Here is a 20034-nt window from a genome sequence, read left to right as displayed (position 1 = left end):
ATTTTTTGCGCTGTAGTTTCTTCTTTTTTCGTTGTTCTAATTTTATTTATTGTGATGTATAGCGAGGCTTTGGCCTTCTTCTAATCAACATTCCCTGTTTTAATTGGCTTTCCTTATGTGATAGATTTTGCCACAAGCCCTTGGGGAAAGAAGCAGATAATTACCTCTCTCCTTGTACGTTTTCGCTTACGTCGATGAATGACGCTTCATTTTTTTGATTTTGAACTGCCAATAAAAAAGCCCTGTAGTCTCTCCCAAAACTACAAGGCTTAGCGGCTGTAAGTTTCCTCTTTTTTTCACCTACTTCAATGTAAGCTCGCTGTCTCTCGACTTTCTTATTCTGGTTTTGCGATTTTCCTCAACTTTCCGTGTTGAGCTTTTGTGTGAAGTCATCTTCTCAAAAACTCAGGCAAAGCTCTATGCGCAAATTTCTCGAATCGTTGTAAGCATTTTCTTACAACGGCCGGGTTTATTTATGCCAACTTTATAATGACAAATGTTCATTTACTTTTTCTAACACACCACTGTTACGGCTGGTTTTCACGGTTAAGGCCTGTACCAGCGCCTGCCGGTCGGCCAGTAAACTCACCACCGATTTGGCCCGGGTAATGGCGGTATAGATCAGTTCCTTGCTCAGCAGATTCTGCGCGGCCTGATCCAGCACCACCGCCACATGCTGAAACTCCGAACCTTGAGATTTATGAATGGTCAGAGCAAATGCGGTTTCAATATTTTTTGGCAAGCGTGTGGCTGGCACCCATTTATCCAGACTCGGGAAATACACTTCAAACTGCCGGTTGCCCTCACGCAGACGTTGCAGACACAGGCCAATATCACCGTTGGACAGGCCGAGCTGATAGTCGTTATAGGTCATCATTACCGGCCGGCCGACATACCAGTCGCCCTGCTTGGCCACGTCCAGAGCCAGTTGCTGCAACAAACGCTGCTCAATCTGCATGTTCAGCTGTTGCAAGCCCAAGCCACCATGCCGAATTGCAGTCAGAATCCGATACTGGTCAAAGGCTTTCACCACCTGCGCCACCACCGCGTCCGGATCATCGGCCTGTAAATACTGTTTTAGGCTGTGCACATAGCCCTGATAGCCCAGCATCAGTTTGTCATAATAACCCTGCCCGGCTATGGGATCCGGGGCTTCATCGGGTAAATATTCCAGTTGCAGTACATCGGCCATGTCCTGCGTTAAAGTTACGGCCTGTAATTCGCCCGGCTGCACCAGCTGTGCGGCAAACTGCTGCAAGATTTGCGCGGCCGGCTGTTCAGCCGTTTGCTGCTGAATAAAGCGGGCCATTTCACCAATTAAGGCACCGGCTTTAAAACGGCGACTGGTGACCAGATGCACATGATTATCTGCCAGTGCCGGCACCTGCTGTAAATCGGCCAGTACCGAACCAACATCGACCGACGCCAGCTGCTGCGCATCTCCCAGTAAAATCACCCGGGTCTGTTCAGCAATGGCATTGAACAGCATACTGGCCAGATTCAGGTCCAGCATGGAGGCTTCATCAATCACAATCAGGTCATAAGGCAACGGCTGCCGGGCATGAAAACGTGGCTGCTGCCGGTTGCCAAGGCCCAAAAGCCGGTGGATGGTAATCGGGGTCAGGCGTTTGAGATCGTCACTGACCAGATTGGCAATTTTCGGATCATCAAAGGAATTCTGCAGTGCTTCTTTCATACGCTGCGCGGCTTTTCCGGTCGGGGCCGCCATGGCAATCCGGATTTCCGGCAAGGCCTGGTTTAGCACGGCAATAATCCGCGCCAAAGTATAGGTTTTACCGGTACCCGGGCCGCCCGTAATCAGGTTAAAAGCGGTAGTCGCGGTCATTTTGAGCGCCTGCTGCTGGTGCTGGTCTTCCAATAAATGCAGATAGTCCGACACATCTACCGCCGTAACAGCTTGCTGTTTTAAGCGTGCCACCTGCTGTGCCAGCGCCGACTCCAGCGCCCAATAACGGTACAGGTATAAATGCTGCTGGTCATAAATAAACGGCGCCACCGAACCCGGTTCAGAACCGGAACCGACCAGATTGGCCAACGCTGCCACCTGTTCGGCAGAAGCGGCTATACAGCTGTCACCATTGAGAGTAGCCTCCAGCAACTGCGCGATGATTTTAGCGGAATCTTCTCGCTTTTCCGCCTGAAAAAAAGGCGCCTGTAAAAGATAGTTACTCCAAAGCGCAAACCATGCCGGGGTTTGGGTTTCAGGCGTTGCTGCTAAAACTGTCCGCTGGTTGTCCACACTATTATCCTCAAAGTTATCCACATGCTAAATCATTCTTTCTTTAAATGTTATTAAATGATTTAGGCAATTTTCCCCAGTTGATCGACAGTTGGATTCCCCAACAGTGCATCCAGTCGCAAAATAAACTCGACCGGCGGTTTCCAATGGTACACGCCCTGCCCGGCCTGACCATTCATGCCGCGCAAATACAAATAGCTGGCCCCACCTAAATGTTGATAAATATCGTAATTTTCCAGATGGACTTTCAGGTAGCGATGCAGGGCCACCAGATACAGACCGGCCTGCAGCCAGTAACTGGACTGTGACATGCTGGCCTGCACCGAGGCCGCCTGATAATGCGACTGATCGGCGCCTAAAAAGTTACTTTTATAATCGGCAATATGGTAACGGTGGCCATCAAAATACACCAGGTCAATCGAACCGGTTAAATAGCGCGCCGAATTGGCATCATGAAAATCCAGCATCTGAATGCCATATTCATCAAACAGCTGATGAATCCGCTTGATCGCCAAGACCTGATCGGACAAGGACAGATAAAACGGAAATTCTGCCAGATGCTGCTCGGGCGCCAGCTGTTTTAACTGAAAGCCCGGATGCAGCGGTGTACTCAGCACATCCAGCAGCCAAGCCGACAGCCAGCTCAGCAAGATTTCCTCCGTATGTTCCGGATATTCCTGACTAAACTTGTCCTGCAGCTCCTGCCACAAAGAAGGATAATCATTTTTAAAACGGCGCTGGATTTCCAGCGGCCAGTCCTGCTGATCCTGAAAATCAATGTGTTCAAAAATCTCATGCAGGAAATTACCGGCCAGCGTACCCATCGGGAACTGGCGTTTAATCCAGGCAATCGGCTGATTCAGGATGTCGACATCAGCCACCGCTACTGGCTGATGCACTTCATCAGAGGCACTGCTGTGCTGCTCAATATGAGCCGCCAGCGCATCAATCGCCTGTTTACGGCTTAAATGCTGGGCCAGAGCACTGAAACTGGTTTTACTGCGCGGATAGAAACGCTGCTGCGGGAAAGTCTTTGCCGTTAATGGTAGCGTCTGCTCATGCTGCTGCAGCTTCAGCTTTGGCGGCTTTTCAGTCAGCAATGCTTCATCGCCACAATGCGGATGCTGGAAAACGTCACTGCCCTGACCGCGCCAGAAAGCCAGACCGGAACAGGATTTGCCGCTCTGATCCTGCAAAATGGCATAGACCCGATGGCTGGCCCGGGTCAGCGCCACATACCACAGACGGCGTTGCTCAGCTTCGGCCCGAAGCTGATGCTGCTGTTGATCCTCTGCACTGAGCAAGGCTGCTGCATTTACCGCAATCAGACGCTGCTGCTCGGTTTGACCGGTCAGCGGATTGACCGCCTGAATGGTCGAGAAATTCAGGGTTTTGTTGACCTCGCGAAAATCCTTATCCGCCCCCAACAAGAACACCACTTTAAACTCCAGCCCTTTGGACTGGTGGATGGTCATCAACTGTACCCCGGCGGCATTGGACAGTTTTCGCTCCAGTTCCCACTCGCGTTCACTTGGCGCCTGCAACTGTTTTAAATACCACTGATACAGGGTTTGTGCACCCTGATAATGTTCGCTGTGCTGGCTAAGCAGTTCGCTTAAATGGCGCAGATTGACCACCACCCGTTCATTGTCACGGCTGTGATGGGCGACCAGATTCTCCCAGACCTGAAACAGGTTCAGGGCATATTGCCAGGCACTTAAAAAGCCTTTTTCAAACCAGATGCTGCGGATGCAGTCAAAATCATCCATAAACTGGCTCAGGCCGGCCGGATGGGCTTCCAGTTCCAGTAAGCGCTGTAAATTAAAATTCAGCAGGCGGCTTAACAAGGCTCTTTTGACTTTGGCTTCATCATAAGGATGCATAATTGCGGTCAGCACCGCCCCCACATCTTTGGCGATCTGGCTGTCAAACACACTGCGTTTGGATGGACGGTTCACCCGAATCCCGAGCCGCTCCAGCTCGTACTGCACCTTGTCCAGCCCGTCATGGTTTTTGGACAGCACCGCAATATCATCTTCAATTAGCGGGCTGCGCTCCTGACCATTGTGCAGATAGATCTGCTGCTGCGCCGCCTGATTTAAAAGCTCCCGGATTTTCCAGGCCACCTGCAATGCTTCATTATTTTTGTCTTCTAGCATTAACCAGCGCAAGGGCTGCCGGTTCTCCCCTTGCCCGTCAATTAAGGCCGGATGGGGGCGAGGTCCAGCTTCTACCAGGCTATATTGCACCTCTTCACCAAAATCCATCTGGCGCTGGAACAAGGCATCGACCACTTCCACCAAAGCCGGAATAGAACGATGATTGTATTTCAGGCTATACAGACGTCCCTGTTTGGCCTGCACATCGGCCCGGGCCTTGTTATAGGTCAGCATATCACCGCCGCGGAAACCGTAAATGGCCTGTTTTGGATCACCCACCATAATCATGCAGCCCTGCTGATAATAGCGGGCATGACGCCAGATACTGGCCAGCATACTGTCCTGATCCTGGTTTGTATCCTGAAATTCATCGACCAGAATCAGCGGATATTTACTGTGCACAAACTGGGCAAAACGCAGTCCCTGCTCGCCCTGCAAGGCTTCCGACAGGCTGCGGATCTGCTGGGCAAAGGTGGTTTCACCTTTTTGCTGCAACACCTGTGGCAGGCGTTTTTTCACTTCGCGGCTTAAATAGTATTTGAGATAGGCATCCAGCAGCTCTAAATCCAGTTGCAGCTGCTGCAACTGCTGGCAGAAGGCTTTTAGCCGTTGAATCACCGCATGCTGTTCAAATTGCGTCAGCACCTCGTCCGGACATTTGTTCAGCACTTTTTTGGTGGATAAATCGGTACACAGCTTTAAGGTTTTTTCAAAATGTGGTGCAAACAAGGCATAGCCACGTTGCTGGGACAACGCCTTTAGTAATGCCGGCAAAGCCTCGCATAAGGTGTGTTGCATCAGCTGATTGGTGCGCCACTTTTTCCCAACCAATGCAGCGTACTGGCCCTGCTCCAGATAATAGTCGCTTAGGCTGTCGACATCAGCCAGATCCAGCTGCAACAACTCATCAATGGCTGCTTCAAACTGGTTTAAATCCAGTTCGGGCGCCGGTACTTCACGAAACTGGGCCGAGGCAAAATTCAGGGTATTTTCAACAATACCCACATAGGCGTCGACATGCTTGAGTTTCTTTTGCAACAGCAGATAATTCACCACCTGCTGTGGCTGGGCCTGCAGCCATTGCCGCAGCACATCATGAATCAGCTGATGCACATAACTTTTGGCATCATCAGTAATATCGGCGCGTTCAATCTTGCCACATTCAAAACTGAATTCTCGCAACAACTTCTGGCTAAAACTGTCTAAGGTACCCACAAACAGTTCATCCAGCTGGTCAATCACCAGCTTGAGCCGGTCACGGGCAAAGTCCGGTTTGGCAGCATAATCCGCCAGCACTTTTTGCAATAGCGGATCGGACTCAGTCTGGGCCTTGGCTTGCAGTTCGGCTTCAGTATAGGACTGGCACTGTTCAAAATAACGTAGGGTTTCAACCAGACGTGCACGAATCCGGCTTTTCAGCTCGGCCGCGGCGGCACGGGTAAAGGTGGTCGCCACCACCTGATGGGGTAAATAGGCTTCCAGAAAAATCCGCACAATCAGGCTGGTTAAGGTATAGGTCTTGCCGGTGCCAGCCGAAGCTTCAATCCAGTGCAGCCCCTTGAACTGCATGTCGGTAATGGGCTGGAAAGATAGTGGCGAAGAATGTGGAGTAGCGGCCATCATTTACTCCTCAAGCGTCTGCTGGTGCCAGAAAATCGGCTGGTATAAATCATAGGAAAACTGTTCACAGGCATGCGCCAATAATAAACTGGCATCCTGCTCCTGCAAAATAAACTGCCAGTCACGATGATGCTTGCAGGCTTCGTTGTCGGCCACCGAAAAGGCACTAAACTGGCCCGAATCATTCCAGTCCTTATACAGCCCCTCCAGATCTTTCAGCTGCATACGCTGTTCGGCATCGGGTTCCCATTCATGCTGCTTGCCTTTTTCCGCCACTTTCAGCAGCAAGGCCGATGGCAGCACCAAAGGCTGGCGCTGGCCATAGTCCCAAGCCTTAAACCAGTGTTCCAGCCACTGTCTGGCCTGATTGGAACTGACTCCTTCACAGCAGACGGTATCATCACTAAATACCACAATCCGCTGATGCTGCTGGCCGCCATCACCCAGATTCAGATAGGCCAGCCAGAGCAGATATTCCAGCCAGAGTGCGGTACGGCGTTTGGCACGCGCACTGGACGCTTCCAGACTAACCCAGCGCTCGGCGCCCTGTTTTGGCAGGGTCAGGCGGATGTGCAAGTCAGGACGCACTTTCCAGACCTGTCGGGTGATAGTCGTTTCACTCGGTGCATACTGCTGCAAGCGGGCCTGTAGCTGCTGCTGTTCGACCAGACTCATGGTCCAGCTGCCTTCACGAATTTTGCCAATCGGCAGGCGGTCTTGTAACAGTGCCGGATCGGGCGTATCGTGCTGCTGTTTCAGAAAATCGCGGATGGTATAGCGACCCAAACCATCCAGCAATAACGGCTCGGCCTGATCGCTGCGCTGTTCCGGACGTAGGTTTTCCACCCCGACACTTTTTAAATACAGCCGCGCCGGGAAAATCATGTCCTGAATCCATTGCTGGCTGTCCAGCACCTGCAAATCCTGGGTCAATAAAGGATAAGGCTGATTGGCCCAGTGACTGCGCTGCCCACCCGGCTGACGGATCTGCTGTGCCACTGCATACCACTGGTCCTGAAAACGGATGATCTCGCTGGATTCAAAACCGAGCGGATCAAACGGCTGTAAACGGTGCACACAGTACAGCTGACGCAACTGCTCCGGCACCTCAATCCCGTCAATACTCACGGTCTGGTTCAGCGCAGACTCGGGCTGCGGCGCGGCAACAATCAGCGCCAGATGCTGAATCAGCTCCTGCAAGATGCTGGACGGATCACGCACCTGCCCGTCATTGACATCAAAGCCGTTATAAAACAGCCAGACCTTGTCCTGCGCCAATAGCAGTGCATCCAAAAATGCACCCTGATCATCTTCCAGACGCGAGCGGTCACCCAGTTGCGGTTTCAGCAACTGCATTAAATCGAATGGCAGCTGCACATTACGATTCGGGAATTTGCCACTGTCCAGATTCAGCATCACCACCAGTTTATACGGCAGCGGACGCAGCTGGCCCAGCTGGCAAAAGGTAATCTGGCCGCTTGGTTCAGCCTGTTCCAGTTGTGCTGCCAGCTGTGCTTCAATTTCTTCCAATATATACGGCAAAGGCAGACTTAAGGCCGCCAGTGCATGCCGGTCCTGCTCATCATAATAGCTGGCCAAAGTCAGCATACGGTATTGCTTTTTAATGATTTTATAGACGTTTTCCAGCGCGGTGACACCAGCTGCGCTAAACTCGTCAATGTCTTGCATTAAGCGTTTTAGCCACTGTTCGGCCCGCGTGTTCTCGCCACGTTCATGCGCAATCATCCAGTGCCGGCGCTCGGCCAGGTCCTGATAAATCTGGATCAGTTTGGCAATCAGTTCAAAATCGGCCGGCATTACCTCGGCAAAACACAGCGTATCCTGAAACAGGGTATGTTCCGGAATGGCCAGCCCCAGCGCCAGACGATCCAGCGCAAATTTAAAGCTGAAGCGATAATCCTGATCATCGGCGCTCAGGCTGCGCTGCAAATGCTCGGCATCAAAACCGCGTTTAAAACCGGCAGCACTGAGTAGCTCCAGCAGACGCTCCAGCTGGGCAATGTCCAGCTCATAACGCTGCAAACTGGCCGCTAGCCCGAGCCAATCGGCAAATTCATCCAGACTAAAGCGGCCCTGTAACAGACGAATCCGGCCAGCCACGGCGCGCCAGGCATTGCTGACATCCAGCTGGCTGACCCCGGCAATCTGAATTGGCAAATACACGCCGTGCTGGGCCAGCCGGCTGCTGTCATGTGAGGGATTGCCCAGATCACGCGCACTCGGTGGCGGCGCAAAGACACTGCGGATTAAAGGTTCGATCTCTTTTAAATTCGGACTCAAAACCAGAATATCGCTTGGCCGGCGCGGCTGCTCTTTCGTGCCTTGCGACAGCCAGTGCAGCAGCTGGTCTTTTAACACTTCCAGCTGACGCAGACTGGAATGGCAGACATGAATCTGAATAGAATCATCATGCTGCTCTAAAGCATATTGATGCGCGGCCGGTTCATTTAAATACAGGATATCGGCCTGCAGCTTGCCCAATAAGCTGGGCTGATAGTCATCAATAAACAGATCGGCCCAGACGCCTTCTTCACCGGAAGATAAGGCAGAGAGTAAGGAGAAATGATCGCGTGCCTGCTTGCCCAGACGGGTCAGCAAGGGATGACGCGACTCGCGGTTCTGGGCATTAAAATGCAGGGTAAACTGTTCGAAAAACTGGGCAATCTCGGCATCATTGGCCTGTGGATGCTGCGCCAGAAAACGCTGTTTCACCCGCGCATCATAACGTGCCTTCCAGTTCGGATCGACGCTGTCGGCCCAGTACTCCTGTGAAGGGTTGTAATGCAGGATAAAAATTTCAATGTACTGACCTAAACGGCGCAGGAACTGTAACTGCTGCGGCGGCAAGTCCAGCAAGGTAAATACCACCAGCTGTTTCGGTAATTTGCGTAGCGCCTTGCCCGGCTGCTCCGGACTGCCCAGCGCCTGCCAGAACAGCTGGTCAATCTGCTGCATCTGCTCAAAATCTTCATGAAAAACTGCCTGCCACAGCCAGCGCTGCCACGCCTCCAGTTCTTCTGCCTGCTGCAGCATAAAGCCCGACACTTCGCTGTCGGTTTTAAAGAACATCTGCTCCAGATCAAGGGCCTGATCACGGCCCCATTGCATCAGCCAGTTGGTCGGACAGCGGCACTGCTCGCCACAGCCTTTCTGGCAATGCCCACGATAAGTCATATAGTGGCTAAACAGTTTGGATACCTGTTCGGCCACCCAGTACAGCATGCTCTGTTTTTTCAGCTGGCGTTCCAGCGGCTGTTCCAGCCGGTCAGCACTGGCATAAATCCGCTGGATAATCGGAAACAGCGCATGGCTGGTTGCTAGCGGATTCTGTTCCGGCTGAATAAATTCTTTTAGCGCCTGAAATACGCGCCATTTAATGATAATTCGTGGAATATTGGCTTGACGGACCAAGTCTTTCTGATCGTGCAGCACCCATTGATAGGCACTCCACTGGAAACCGCGAATCCGGTGATGAAACTCGGTATTGGCACAGATGCTTTGATGTTCGGCCAGACGTTGGGTTAACCAGGCTTCCACCGCAGGGGACGGCACAATAAAGTGCTGGGTTTTTAATACCTCCAGCGGATGCGCTGCAGGTTTACGGACTGTCTTCAGCATCGCCTCGACCAGTACATCGACACGCTGACTTTGAATGACATGAATCCCCATAACGCTCTACCCTGTTAAACTTTTGCCATGATATCTACAAAACCATAAAGATTCATTACTATACTTTTGCAGTTGCCTATGTCACTTTTAGCTCATGGTTCGATTCAAAAATGCTTTGAAATACGTACCTTAATAGTGCTTCAATAAAAAAATCGATACACCGCTTAAGGTATTTAATATTATGAAAATAGACAAGATTCCCAACTCGATTGACCCCAATTTAAATTTAGAGCAAGTTCGTGCTGACTGTCTGGAGCTGGTCAAAAAACGGGCCTACGTGTCCGCAGGCGCGGCGGTCATTCCGGTTCCATTTTTAGATGTCGTGATTGACGTCGGTATTTTGTCACAACTGATTCCTGAAATTAATGCCCGTTTTGGCCTGTCGCCGGAACAGGTCAGTGTCTATGACCCGGAAACCAAGCAGATTCACTGGCAGGAACTGCGTAAACGCGGCATTGAATTTTCCGGTTTGGTGGTGGCACGTACCGCCGTCAAAAAATCATTGAACAATGTTGCCGCGAAAGTGATCACGAAGCAAGTCACCAAATTTATTCCTTTAGGCGGACAGCTGGTGGCGGCCAGCCTGGGCTATTTTGTCATGAAGAAAGTCGCCGAAGCGCATGTGGAAGAAAGCTATAAGATTGCCAAAGGCATCCAGCAGAAACAGACCCAGGTGGTCAATGGCTAAGCCTTTTTCCTCAATCTGATGCCGGTCCAGTGACCGGCATTTTTATAGCGGATTCATGCCTGTTTGCTGCCGGCTTAATCAGCTTTCAGCTGTTTTAAGATGGTTTTCAGCACTTCAATCCGGGCACTGTTTTTATCATTGGTGGCAATAATATGCCACGGCGCATCCTCGGTGCTGGTATGGGCAAACATATCGGCTGCGGCATTTAAATAATCATCCCAGCGATTCCGGTTCCGCCAGTCTTCCTCAGTAATTTTAAAGCGTTTATGCGCAGTCTGTTCACGCGCTTTAAAACGCTGTTCCTGCTCATCTTTGCTAATCGCCAGCCAGAACTTGATAATCACGGTCTGATGCTCGGTTAAATCCTGTTCAAAGCGGTTAATTTCCGCATACGCACGTTGCCATTCCAGATCACTGGCAAAACCTTCAATCCGTTCCACCAGTACCCGACCATACCAGGAACGGTCAAAAATACAGATTTTTTCTTCTGGTTGCAGCTTGGTCCAAAAACGCCATAAATAAGGCCGGCGTAATTCATATTTTTCCGGTGCGCCAATGGTATAAATTTCGTATTCACGCGGATCCAGCTTTTTCACAATCCGTTTAATTGCACCGCCTTTACCGGCGGCATCCATCCCTTCAAACACAATCACCACATTGCGGTCATCAAAACGCAAGGCATCGGCCACTTTGCGGCTAAGTTTTTTGAGTTCGGCTTTATAGTCGCCCTCCTCCAGCGCGGCATTGTCCGGATTGAGCAAGGCCTCAGGAATGGGCGCCTGCTGCCAGCTCTGCTCAACAGTTTTCGGATGCTCCGGGCAATCTTTAAAAGCCTGTAATACATGCTGGGCAAACTGCTGGTCACGCAGCTGCTCATCTTCACCATCAATAATAATCCAGTCATCGGTAAAACGCTGGCGCAGCTTTTGCAAGGTGTCGTACTGTTTCTTGTTGCGCCAGTCGAGGCCATTCATTTTGTGCCAGCGCACTTCGCTCGGGTCCATCTCGTTCAGGCGTTTTTGCAGGGTTTTCCAGGACAGGTCAAACCAGATCTTGACCACATCGACCTGGTTGTTTTTTAAATCCTGTTCAAAGGCCCGAAAACGCTGCACATACTCATCAAACAGGCTGTCATCAAAGGGCTTCGAGACATGGGTGGCGCTGCTGAGCAGATCGCTATACCAGTTGCCAAACAGAATCATGATCTGCCCTTCGGCCGGAATAAAACGGGCATAGGGCTGCCAGAAACTGGTTTTGAAATCAAACAGGTGTGCGGCATCGGCCTTCACATGCAAATAACGCGGATCGACCCATTCACGCAGCTGTTTCACCGCCTCGCCTTTGCCAGCCAGCTCAATGCCGCTGACCAGAATCACCAGACTTTTGGCATTGCTCTGACCGCGGCTGTCTTTTAGGGCATATTGTGCTTCAATCAGCTCGACAGACAGCTGATCTTCATCCATTAACTGAAATTCTGTTTGCAGGTTCTGCTCGGTCATAGGCACACACTCTTGTTTTATTGTTCCGTTCAGTATAACCAGCCTGCTGGCCGGGCGGCTGATGATTTTGTATAGCGCGTCTGTCTGATTTTGTCTATTTCTAGTGCAAACTGACCCGATGATCCTGAATCTGTCACCAATTTGTCATGGCCTGTGCATGTAACTGGCTTTAGAATGCCGCTTAAGTCAAAACAATTGAGACGCTCCATGTCCAAACTTGCGGTTTTAGATGACCTTTTAGAACTTTATAATCAATTTGAATATCATCGCCAGCCGGAAATTTTCACACGTTTGCAGGAAGTGCAGCTGTGGCAGAAACAGCGCATGCAACGCACCCATGCCCCGCATTTTGCCGAAAAAAATAATATGCTGATGGCCGAATATTTTCTAAACCGTTTATACGGCGGCCCCGATTTTGATGCGCTGGCCGGACAGATTGCGCGCCTGACCAAATACGCACATAAAGCAGAAAAACTGATTCCGGAAAATGCCATTAAAACCGGCACCTCCGGGGTAGCCCTGGCCATTTTAGCAGTGCAACTGGATGAACAGGTTGCCATTCAGCTGTTAAAGGATTATCCGGCGCAGACGCCATTGAGCGACGAGATGATGCGCCTGACCTATTTAAAGCTCGATCAGGGCACCGCGCGTTTAAAACAGCTGGACATGCTGGATGAACTGGGCAAAAGCCTGGACAAATACATGCGCTCCTTTATGGTTTATACCGCCTTTAAAATGTGTAAAGGCGCCGCGCATAAATACAATTTCGATATCATGTACGAGTTTATGCAAGATGGTTTTGTGGCCATGAAACCGCTGAAATCTGCAGAAAAATTTGTCCGTGAATTTACCGCAGTTGAACGCCAGATTATTGACAAAGTGCATCGGGGAGATCCGCAGCCCTTTCAATAAAGCCACATAATTTTTTGCATGTGATGGCCAAAATTTGGTACAAAAACAGCAGTAAAACGAATATGCATTCACGTTCATCAGGATAACAATTCAATTTTCTGTATTTTATTCCTGACAATTGCAGGCCGATGACTGTACAACGCCTAAGAATCTGTCATCATGCTTGCACTGCCACATCAACCCGATTTTCATGTTAGGAGTGACACTATGTCTAATGAAGAGCAAAAGCCTACCCATCCAGAAACGGCAACCAACACAGACAAAGTGAGCCCATTCTTAACCTCGCCATTACCGGAAGGTGCACCACAAGGTCAGCAGCAGTCTCTAGAACAGCGCCTAACCGATACTCCGGTAACGGGCAGCATTCCAAAATACAACCTGCCACGTGGCGCCAATACCGGTAATGTCGGCGCGACCACACACTTTGGCTACCAGACCGTAAACAGCGAAGAAAAAGCCCAGAAAGTGGCGGAAGTGTTCCATTCGGTGGCCAGCAAATACGACATCATGAATGACCTGATGTCTTTTGGTATTCACCGTTTATGGAAACGCTTTGCGATTAACATGTCGGGTGTGCGTCGTGGCCAGCACGTACTGGATATTGCGGGCGGTACCGGCGACCTGGCCAAAGTTTTTAGCCGTGAAGTTGGTCCAAGCGGCCATGTGGTCCTTTCAGATATTAATGAATCGATGCTGAATGTCGGTCGTGACCGTCTGATTGATGCCGGCTGTACCAATGTCGATTTCGTCCTGGCCAATGCTGAAACACTTGAACCTTTTGCTGACAACAGCTTTGACCTGGTGACCATTTCTTTCGGTTTACGTAATGTGACCGATAAAGATGCTGCACTGCAAGCCATGTACCGCGTGCTTAAGCCAGGCGGCCGTTTACTGATCTTGGAATTCTCAAAACCGGTATTTGAACCGTTCTCGAAACTGTACGACCTGTACTCGTTCACTGCACTGCCAATCATGGGCAAACTGGTGGCGAATGATTCTGAAAGCTATAAATATCTGGCGGAATCAATCCGTATGCACCCAGACCAGCGCACCCTGAAAGGCATGATGGAAAATGCCGGCTTCCAGAACTGTGACTACCACAACCTGACCGGTGGTATTGTGGCGGTGCACCGCGGTTTTAAACTCTAATTCCGAAAAGGACACTACTATGTGGTCGATTCTGGCCTTAGGTGCCGTTGAACGATGCATCCATCATGTCATTAATCTGGATGCGATTACCCGCATCCAGCTGAACCAGCTACAGGGCAAAACCCTGCGCGTGGTGATGGATGCGCCGCAACTGTCGGTAGATGTATTTTTTGATGAAAACAAGGTGCGTCTGGAGCCGACCGTTACCGGACAGGCAACCCAACCGTCTATTTTCGAGCAGCGCCCGTTTGAGCGCGAACAGCAGCTCAGTGAAGCCACCGCCACCTTGCAGGTCAAGAATGTGGTGGAACTGCTGAAACTGCTGCTGGCCGATGATGTCGGCACCATTCCGGTACAAGGCGACTATAAGCTGCTACAGGACATCCAGCGTATTATCGAGCAGGCCGAACCCGATCTGGCCGCGCATCTGTCGCCATGGGTTGGCCCGACACTGGCACATGAGCTGGGTAAAATCCAGCTGGCGCCCAAGCAGCTGAAAAAAACCTTGCAAAGTCAGCTGTTTTTCGCCGAAGATGCCCTGAAAGAAGATTCCGGCCTGTTTGCACCGCGCTGGCAAATGGATGATCTGCAACAGGATACCCGCATCCTGAACCAGAATATCGACCGCGTAGAGGCCAAGATTCAACAGCTCCGCAAGCAGCTTGAAGACACTCCAGATTCACACGACTAGGTAAAGAGATTTATGATTCCGCACGTTTCACGTTTAATCGAACTTTGGCGTATTGCTGCGCACTATAGACTCGACACGTTGTTCCCTGCGGAAGAATTACCAGAAAAAGCCCGCCATATTCTGAGTCTGATCCGGATGCATCCGGCGGCCTGGTCCAGTAAGGAACGGAAAAATCCGCTCAAGCTGAAACAGGCGCTGGAAGATATGGGACCACTGGCGATTAAACTCGGTCAGCTGTTATCGACCCGTCGTGACCTGATTCCACCTGAAGTATTACAGCAGCTGGTCTTGCTGCAGGACCGGGTCAAACCCTTTGGTTCCGATGTCGCGCAAATGCGGATTCAGGAATCCTTAAAGGCCGATGTCAACACCCTGTTCGCGCGTTTTGATGAGCAGCCGCTGGCAGCTGCTTCAATTGCCCAGGTGCATACCGCTGCCCTGCACGATGGCCGCGAAGTGGTGGTCAAAGTCACCCGTCCTAATATCCGCCAGCAGATTCTGCAGGATTTTGAAATTCTGGAATGGCTCGGCCATTTTCTGGAAAAACGTCTTGAAGCGGCACGCGCGCTGCATTTATCCGAAATTATTCAGGACTATCGCCAGATTATCCTGAAAGAACTCGATCTGACCTTAGAAGCCGATAATACCCGCCGTATGCGTCATTACTTCACCGGCTCCAGCATGATGTATGTGCCGGAAGTGTATATGGACAGCAAAGATGTGATGGTGGCCGAGCGGATTACCGGGGTACCAATTTCCGATGTGGCCACCTTTGACCGCTTGGGTATGGACCGCGCCGATCTGGCGCAAAAAGGCCTGACCATCTTCTTTACCCAGGTGTTCCGCGACAACTTCTTCCATGCCGACATGCACCCGGGCAATGTGTTTGTAGAAACTATCAATCCGCAAAACCCACGCTTTATTGCGCTGGACTGCGCGATTATGGGTGAGCTGTCCAAGCACGACCAGATGACCGTGGCGCGCATGTTACTGGCGGTCATGAACAGCGACTTTATGCAGCTGATCCAGATTGTGCATCAGGCTGGCTGGATTCCACCGGGCACTGATCAGGATGCTTTGGCACGTGAAATGCGCCGCACGGTAGGACCGATGGTCTCCAAACCCATGCATGAGCTGGACTTTGCCGGTATTCTGATTGAAGTGATGGATATTGCCCGCCGTTTCCATCTGGAAATTCCTCCACAGTTGATGCTGCTGCTCAAAACGCTGGTGCATGTTGAAGGGCTGGGCACCGATCTGTATCCGGAACTGGACATCTGGAGTCTGGCCAAACCAATCCTCACCGATTGGGTCAAGGCACAAATGAATCCGCAGAAAAACCTGAAAGAGCTGGGACAAAAAATTCCGGACCTACTGTTGGGTGCGCAGGATTTACCGACCCTGATGATCGACAGCTTAAACGGCCTGAAAAACCAGTCGGCCTGGCATGCCAAACAGCTGAATGAACTGCAAAGCATGCGTCTGCAAATGGAACATCAGCAAAAACGCAGCTGGATCTTTGGCAGCGTAATGGCGATTCTGCTGTCGATTGCGATTATTTCACCGTGGTTTGTCTCAGTCATTCTGATTGTGCTGGCCAGTATTCTGGCAGTCTGGCGCGTGGCCAAATAAGGCGAAATGGGCAAAGTTTCCTGAATCATTATATTCCTCCATTATTTAAACCGGTCACATGACCGGTTTTTTTATGGCCTGCAATTGCAGATAACATACCGGATGACTGAGCAGTCAGAGAGTGAACATTCCTGCCCTTGTGAGCCTTGGTCACTGGCCTAAAATACAGACAACTGTTTATTTTTCTTCCTGACCATGATCCAGATTCTGCAAAAACGACCACCTGCCCTCACCCTTCGTGCCGGTCATCTGGCCCGGCAGCTGATTGCCGAGCAGGGCCTACAACCCGATCAGGTCGATATGATTCCGGGTGCTGCCGGTGGTCCAAAAGGTATTGGTATTCAGGGACTGGATCAGGCCATTTTTGGCGAGTTTTTGCCGCAGTCAGCGCAGCGCCGCACCCTGATTGGTTCTTCAATTGGCAGCTGGCGTTTTGCCAGCATTCTGGCCTGGGGCGCCAAAGCAGGTACCGAACGGCTGGCAGACTTATATACCAATCTGAGCTTTCATAAAAAAATGTCACGGCAGGACGTCAGTCATGTCTGCCGCGATATGCTGTTGAATCTGGTCGATGGCAAGGCACAGCAGCTGGTCGATCATCCGGATTATCATCTGACCGTGCTCTCGGTAAAAGCGCAGCACATTTTCCAGAGTGACCGTGCACTGGCCCTACTGGCCTCGGTGGCTGGTATTGTCAGCGGCAATGCACTGGCGCGCAAACACAACCGCCTGTTTATGCAGCGCGTGATCAGCCAGCCAGCTCAAGGCAACCAGTTTCAGGTGCAGGATGATTTCTTTACCCATTATCATGCGCTAACGCCGGACAATGTCACCAGCTGGCTGATGGCTTCGGCCTCAATTCCGGGCGTGATGTCCGCAATTCGGGATATTCCGGAAGCGCCGGGCAGCTACCGCGATGGCGGCCTGATTGACTATCATATTGACCTGCCGTTTCAGAGTCAGGGACTGGTGCTGTATCCGCATTTTACCGATAGCATTACCCCAGGCTGGTTCGACAAAATGCTGAAACACCGCAAAGCCAATCCGGACAATCATGCACGAACCCTGCTGATTTCACCATCAGCCGAATATTTACAGTCTTTACCCTTGGGCCGCCTACCCGACCGTAAAGACTTTAATTTAAAAGGCATGGATCAGGCACAGCGCATTCAGCTCTGGAAGCAATGTATTGCGGAAAGTCAGCGTCTGGGCGATGAGTTTTTAGAACTGGTCGAAAAGCAGTGTTTGCCGGAGGTGTTACAGCCGCTTTAAACAGGACGATAAATGAATGTTAGAGTGGTAACATCCTGAGCGAAAATAGGCAAAGATTTTTTCCTGCAAGCCGGTCAGATACCGTACACTATAGCGTTTGCGCACTGGCGTAAATCTCGTTTTTCTGAACAAATTTTGGTGACATACTCATGAATAACTTGCAATGGCTCGATGAAGTAAAATTTAACGAACAGGGATTAGTGCCAGCCATTGCACAGCATCATCAAACCGGTCGGGTGTTGATGGTGGCCTGGATGAACCGCGAAGCGCTGGCCTTAACCGCAGAAAAAAATCAGGCGGTGTATTTTTCCCGTTCACGCAACAAACTCTGGCACAAAGGTGAAGAATCCGGTCACTTCCAGACGGTGCATGAAATCCGTCTGGACTGCGATGCTGATGTGGTTATCCTGCAAATTGAACAGCATGGCGGCATTGCCTGCCATACTGGCCGTGAATCCTGCTTCTATCGCAAACTGACTCCGAATGGCTGGGAAATTGTTGATGCGCAGCTGAAAGACCCGAATGCGATTTATGGCGAGAAGTCCAGCAATCCGCACACCTTGGCCATGAATGCCTCCACTGCGCAATCTGAACAGGTCGAAATTCTGAGCTATTTAGGCAAAATGATGGCTGAACGTAAAGCCGCCGATCCGGATTCTTCGTATGTGGCCAAGCTGTATCACAAAGGCCTGAACAAGATTCTGGAAAAAGTTGGTGAAGAAAGCGTAGAAACTATTCTGGCAGCCAAGGAATATCAGGCTGCAGCTTATGAAGACAATAAAAATGACCTGATCTATGAAGTGGCTGACTTATGGTTCCACAGCCTGGTCATGCTCGGCTATTTCAATCTGGACCCGCAACTGATTCTGAATGAACTGGCACGCCGTCAGGGCTTATCCGGTCTGGTGGAAAAAGCCAACCGTACTCAGGCTTAAGCTGTCGCCCTGTGTCTGAGCTGAAGAAACCGACCGCCACCTATGAGCAGGCCACTGCCATTGATAACGCACGTCTGGGTAAATCCTTCAAGGTGATTGCCTATGCCGGCACAGGGAAAACCACTACCCTACAGATGATCAGTGAAGCCATGCCGGAGCGGCGTGGCATGTATCTGGCCTTTAACAAATCCATTGCTGCAGAAGCACAACACAAGTTTCATCGCAATGTCGATTGTCGCACCTTTCACTCGCTGGCCTTCCGTAGTGTTCCACGTGGAGTCACCGACAAACTGCGCCTGCCGCGCCTGAGTCCGAGTTTTATTGCCAAGGAATATCGTCTCGAACCGATTACCCTGCGCCGGATGATGGGTGGCCGCTATGAAAAATATGTGCTGATGCCTTCAAGGCTGGCCAGTCTGGTGGCCAATGCCGTTGGCTATTTCTGCTCGACCAGCTCGCAATATCCGGCACCACGGCATATTCAGGCACCGAACTGGCTGCACCCTGATGATGCCGAGCTGCTGCAAAAACATTTGTATCCGGCAGTGGAACGGCGCTGGCTGGAATCAATTGATCCGAACCATCAGGCCGGAATCGGTCATGATATTTACCTGAAACTGTGGGCGCTGTCGGAACCGAATATTCCGGCCGATTATGTGCTGTTTGATGAAGCGCAAGATGCCGACCCGCTAATGCTGGGGATTCTGCTCAAACAACGCAACACCCAGGTGATTTATGTGGGCGATGCCCATCAGCAAATTTATGCCTGGCGCGGTGCCATCAACGCCATGCAGCAACTGCCTTTGCCGGAGTCGCGCTTAACCACCTCATTCCGTTTTGGTCCGGACATCGCCATGACCGCCAATGCCATTCTCGGCGGCTTAAATGAAACCGTGCCGCTGCTCGGCAACCCGGATTTACATTCCAAAGTGGTGAACAAGCCGCATACCAAACAGCGCGATGCGATTTTATGCCGCACCAATGCCCGGGCGATGGAATTGCTGCTGGCCGGTCTGGTACATGGTGACAAGGTCAGCCTGCAGGCCGACCATGTCAAACTGAACCGTTTTGTCGATGCTGCCAGTATGCTGAAACAGGGCCGCCGCGTCACCGATGTGCCGGAACTGGCCTGGTTTAACTCCTGGCACGATGTACATGAATATTGCGAAACCAATGAAGGCAGCGACATTAAGCCGCTGGTAAAACTGGTGGATGATCATGGTACCGATCCGCTGAAAATGGCGCTGGCCAAAATCACCCCGATTGGTCAGGCGGACTATATTATTTCAACCGCGCACAAAGCCAAAGGGCTGGAATGGGACCGCGTGCATCTGGAAGATGACTATCAGTTCAAGGTCAATGAACGTGATCATAAAATTAGTGATGAAGAGTTACGATTACTGTACGTGGCCTGCACACGTGCTAAAGTAAGCTTAAATATCCATCATATTTACGATCTGGTGCAACAGCTGAAACAGCAGATGCCGGTGTCCTTGCGTAAGGCGGTGGGTTAAAGCATGCAGGTGA

The 20034-nt window shown here is 51.0% G+C and carries 12 protein-coding genes; 8 read left to right on the top strand and 4 right to left on the bottom strand.

The genetic code is table 11. From position 1 onward, the window contains the following. Window positions 1-484 precede the first annotated feature (484 nt). From recD to FTT63_RS04660, 3 genes are all read right to left on the bottom strand, one after another. Window positions 485-2260 carry an exodeoxyribonuclease V subunit alpha gene (gene recD / locus FTT63_RS04670; RefSeq protein WP_127801100.1) on the bottom strand — a complete coding sequence of 592 codons (1776 nt, stop codon included), beginning with the start codon at window positions 2258-2260 and terminating at the stop codon, window positions 485-487. Between the two features lie 62 nt (window positions 2261-2322). Beyond that, window positions 2323-6039, bottom strand: a complete 3717-nt coding sequence (locus FTT63_RS04665; protein ID WP_127801101.1) for a UvrD-helicase domain-containing protein — start codon at window positions 6037-6039, stop codon at window positions 2323-2325. Window positions 6040-6042: 3 nt separating this feature from the next. Continuing rightward, window positions 6043-9729, bottom strand: coding sequence for an exodeoxyribonuclease V subunit gamma (locus tag FTT63_RS04660; RefSeq protein WP_163146185.1), 3687 nt, complete (start codon window positions 9727-9729; stop codon window positions 6043-6045). A gap of 181 nt (window positions 9730-9910) precedes the next feature. Between FTT63_RS04660 and FTT63_RS04655 the strand changes: the two genes are divergently transcribed. Further along, complete coding sequence (locus tag FTT63_RS04655) at window positions 9911-10417, top strand: hypothetical protein (protein WP_005181834.1); 507 nt, start codon at window positions 9911-9913, stop codon at window positions 10415-10417. Window positions 10418-10491: 74 nt separating this feature from the next. Here FTT63_RS04655 and FTT63_RS04650 read toward each other — a convergent pair whose 3' ends face one another. Then, window positions 10492-11916 (bottom strand): phosphate--AMP phosphotransferase, encoded by a 1425-nt coding sequence (locus FTT63_RS04650; protein ID WP_127798533.1) that lies wholly within the window; start codon window positions 11914-11916, stop codon window positions 10492-10494. A gap of 207 nt (window positions 11917-12123) precedes the next feature. On the opposite strand from FTT63_RS04650, the gene FTT63_RS04645 reads away from it, so the two are divergent. The 7 genes from FTT63_RS04645 (at window position 12124) to FTT63_RS04615 (ending at window position 20021) form a co-directional block, all read left to right on the top strand. Next, window positions 12124-12828, top strand: coding sequence for a hypothetical protein (locus tag FTT63_RS04645; RefSeq protein WP_127798531.1), 705 nt, complete (start codon window positions 12124-12126; stop codon window positions 12826-12828). Between the two features lie 207 nt (window positions 12829-13035). Further along, a complete protein-coding gene (gene ubiE / locus FTT63_RS04640; protein ID WP_005181822.1) occupies window positions 13036-13977 on the top strand; it encodes a bifunctional demethylmenaquinone methyltransferase/2-methoxy-6-polyprenyl-1,4-benzoquinol methylase UbiE in 942 nt (313 codons plus the stop codon). 19 nt (window positions 13978-13996) lie between these two features. Continuing rightward, the gene (locus tag FTT63_RS04635; RefSeq protein WP_104471776.1) at window positions 13997-14668 is read left to right on the top strand and encodes an SCP2 domain-containing protein; all 672 of its coding nucleotides are present in this window, start codon (window positions 13997-13999) and stop codon (window positions 14666-14668) included. 12 nt (window positions 14669-14680) lie between these two features. Beyond that, window positions 14681-16300: an AarF/ABC1/UbiB kinase family protein gene (locus tag FTT63_RS04630; protein WP_104471778.1), complete on the top strand. Its 1620-nt coding sequence runs from the start codon at window positions 14681-14683 to the stop codon at window positions 16298-16300. 195 nt (window positions 16301-16495) lie between these two features. Continuing rightward, entirely contained in the window at window positions 16496-17572 is a 1077-nt protein-coding gene (locus FTT63_RS04625; protein WP_005181814.1) for a patatin-like phospholipase family protein, read from the top strand. A 149-nt stretch (window positions 17573-17721) separates the two neighbouring features. After that, window positions 17722-18507 (top strand): bifunctional phosphoribosyl-AMP cyclohydrolase/phosphoribosyl-ATP diphosphatase HisIE, encoded by a 786-nt coding sequence (gene hisIE / locus FTT63_RS04620; protein ID WP_127801103.1) that lies wholly within the window; start codon window positions 17722-17724, stop codon window positions 18505-18507. An 11-nt stretch (window positions 18508-18518) separates the two neighbouring features. After that, window positions 18519-20021, top strand: a complete 1503-nt coding sequence (locus tag FTT63_RS04615; protein WP_127801104.1) for a UvrD-helicase domain-containing protein — start codon at window positions 18519-18521, stop codon at window positions 20019-20021. Window positions 20022-20034: the final 13 nt, after the last annotated feature.

Source organism: Acinetobacter sp. C15, from assembly GCF_013420645.1.
Classification (GTDB): Bacteria; Pseudomonadota; Gammaproteobacteria; order Pseudomonadales; family Moraxellaceae; genus Acinetobacter; species Acinetobacter indicus.
This window is presented reverse-complemented; position numbering and strand designations above follow the sequence as displayed.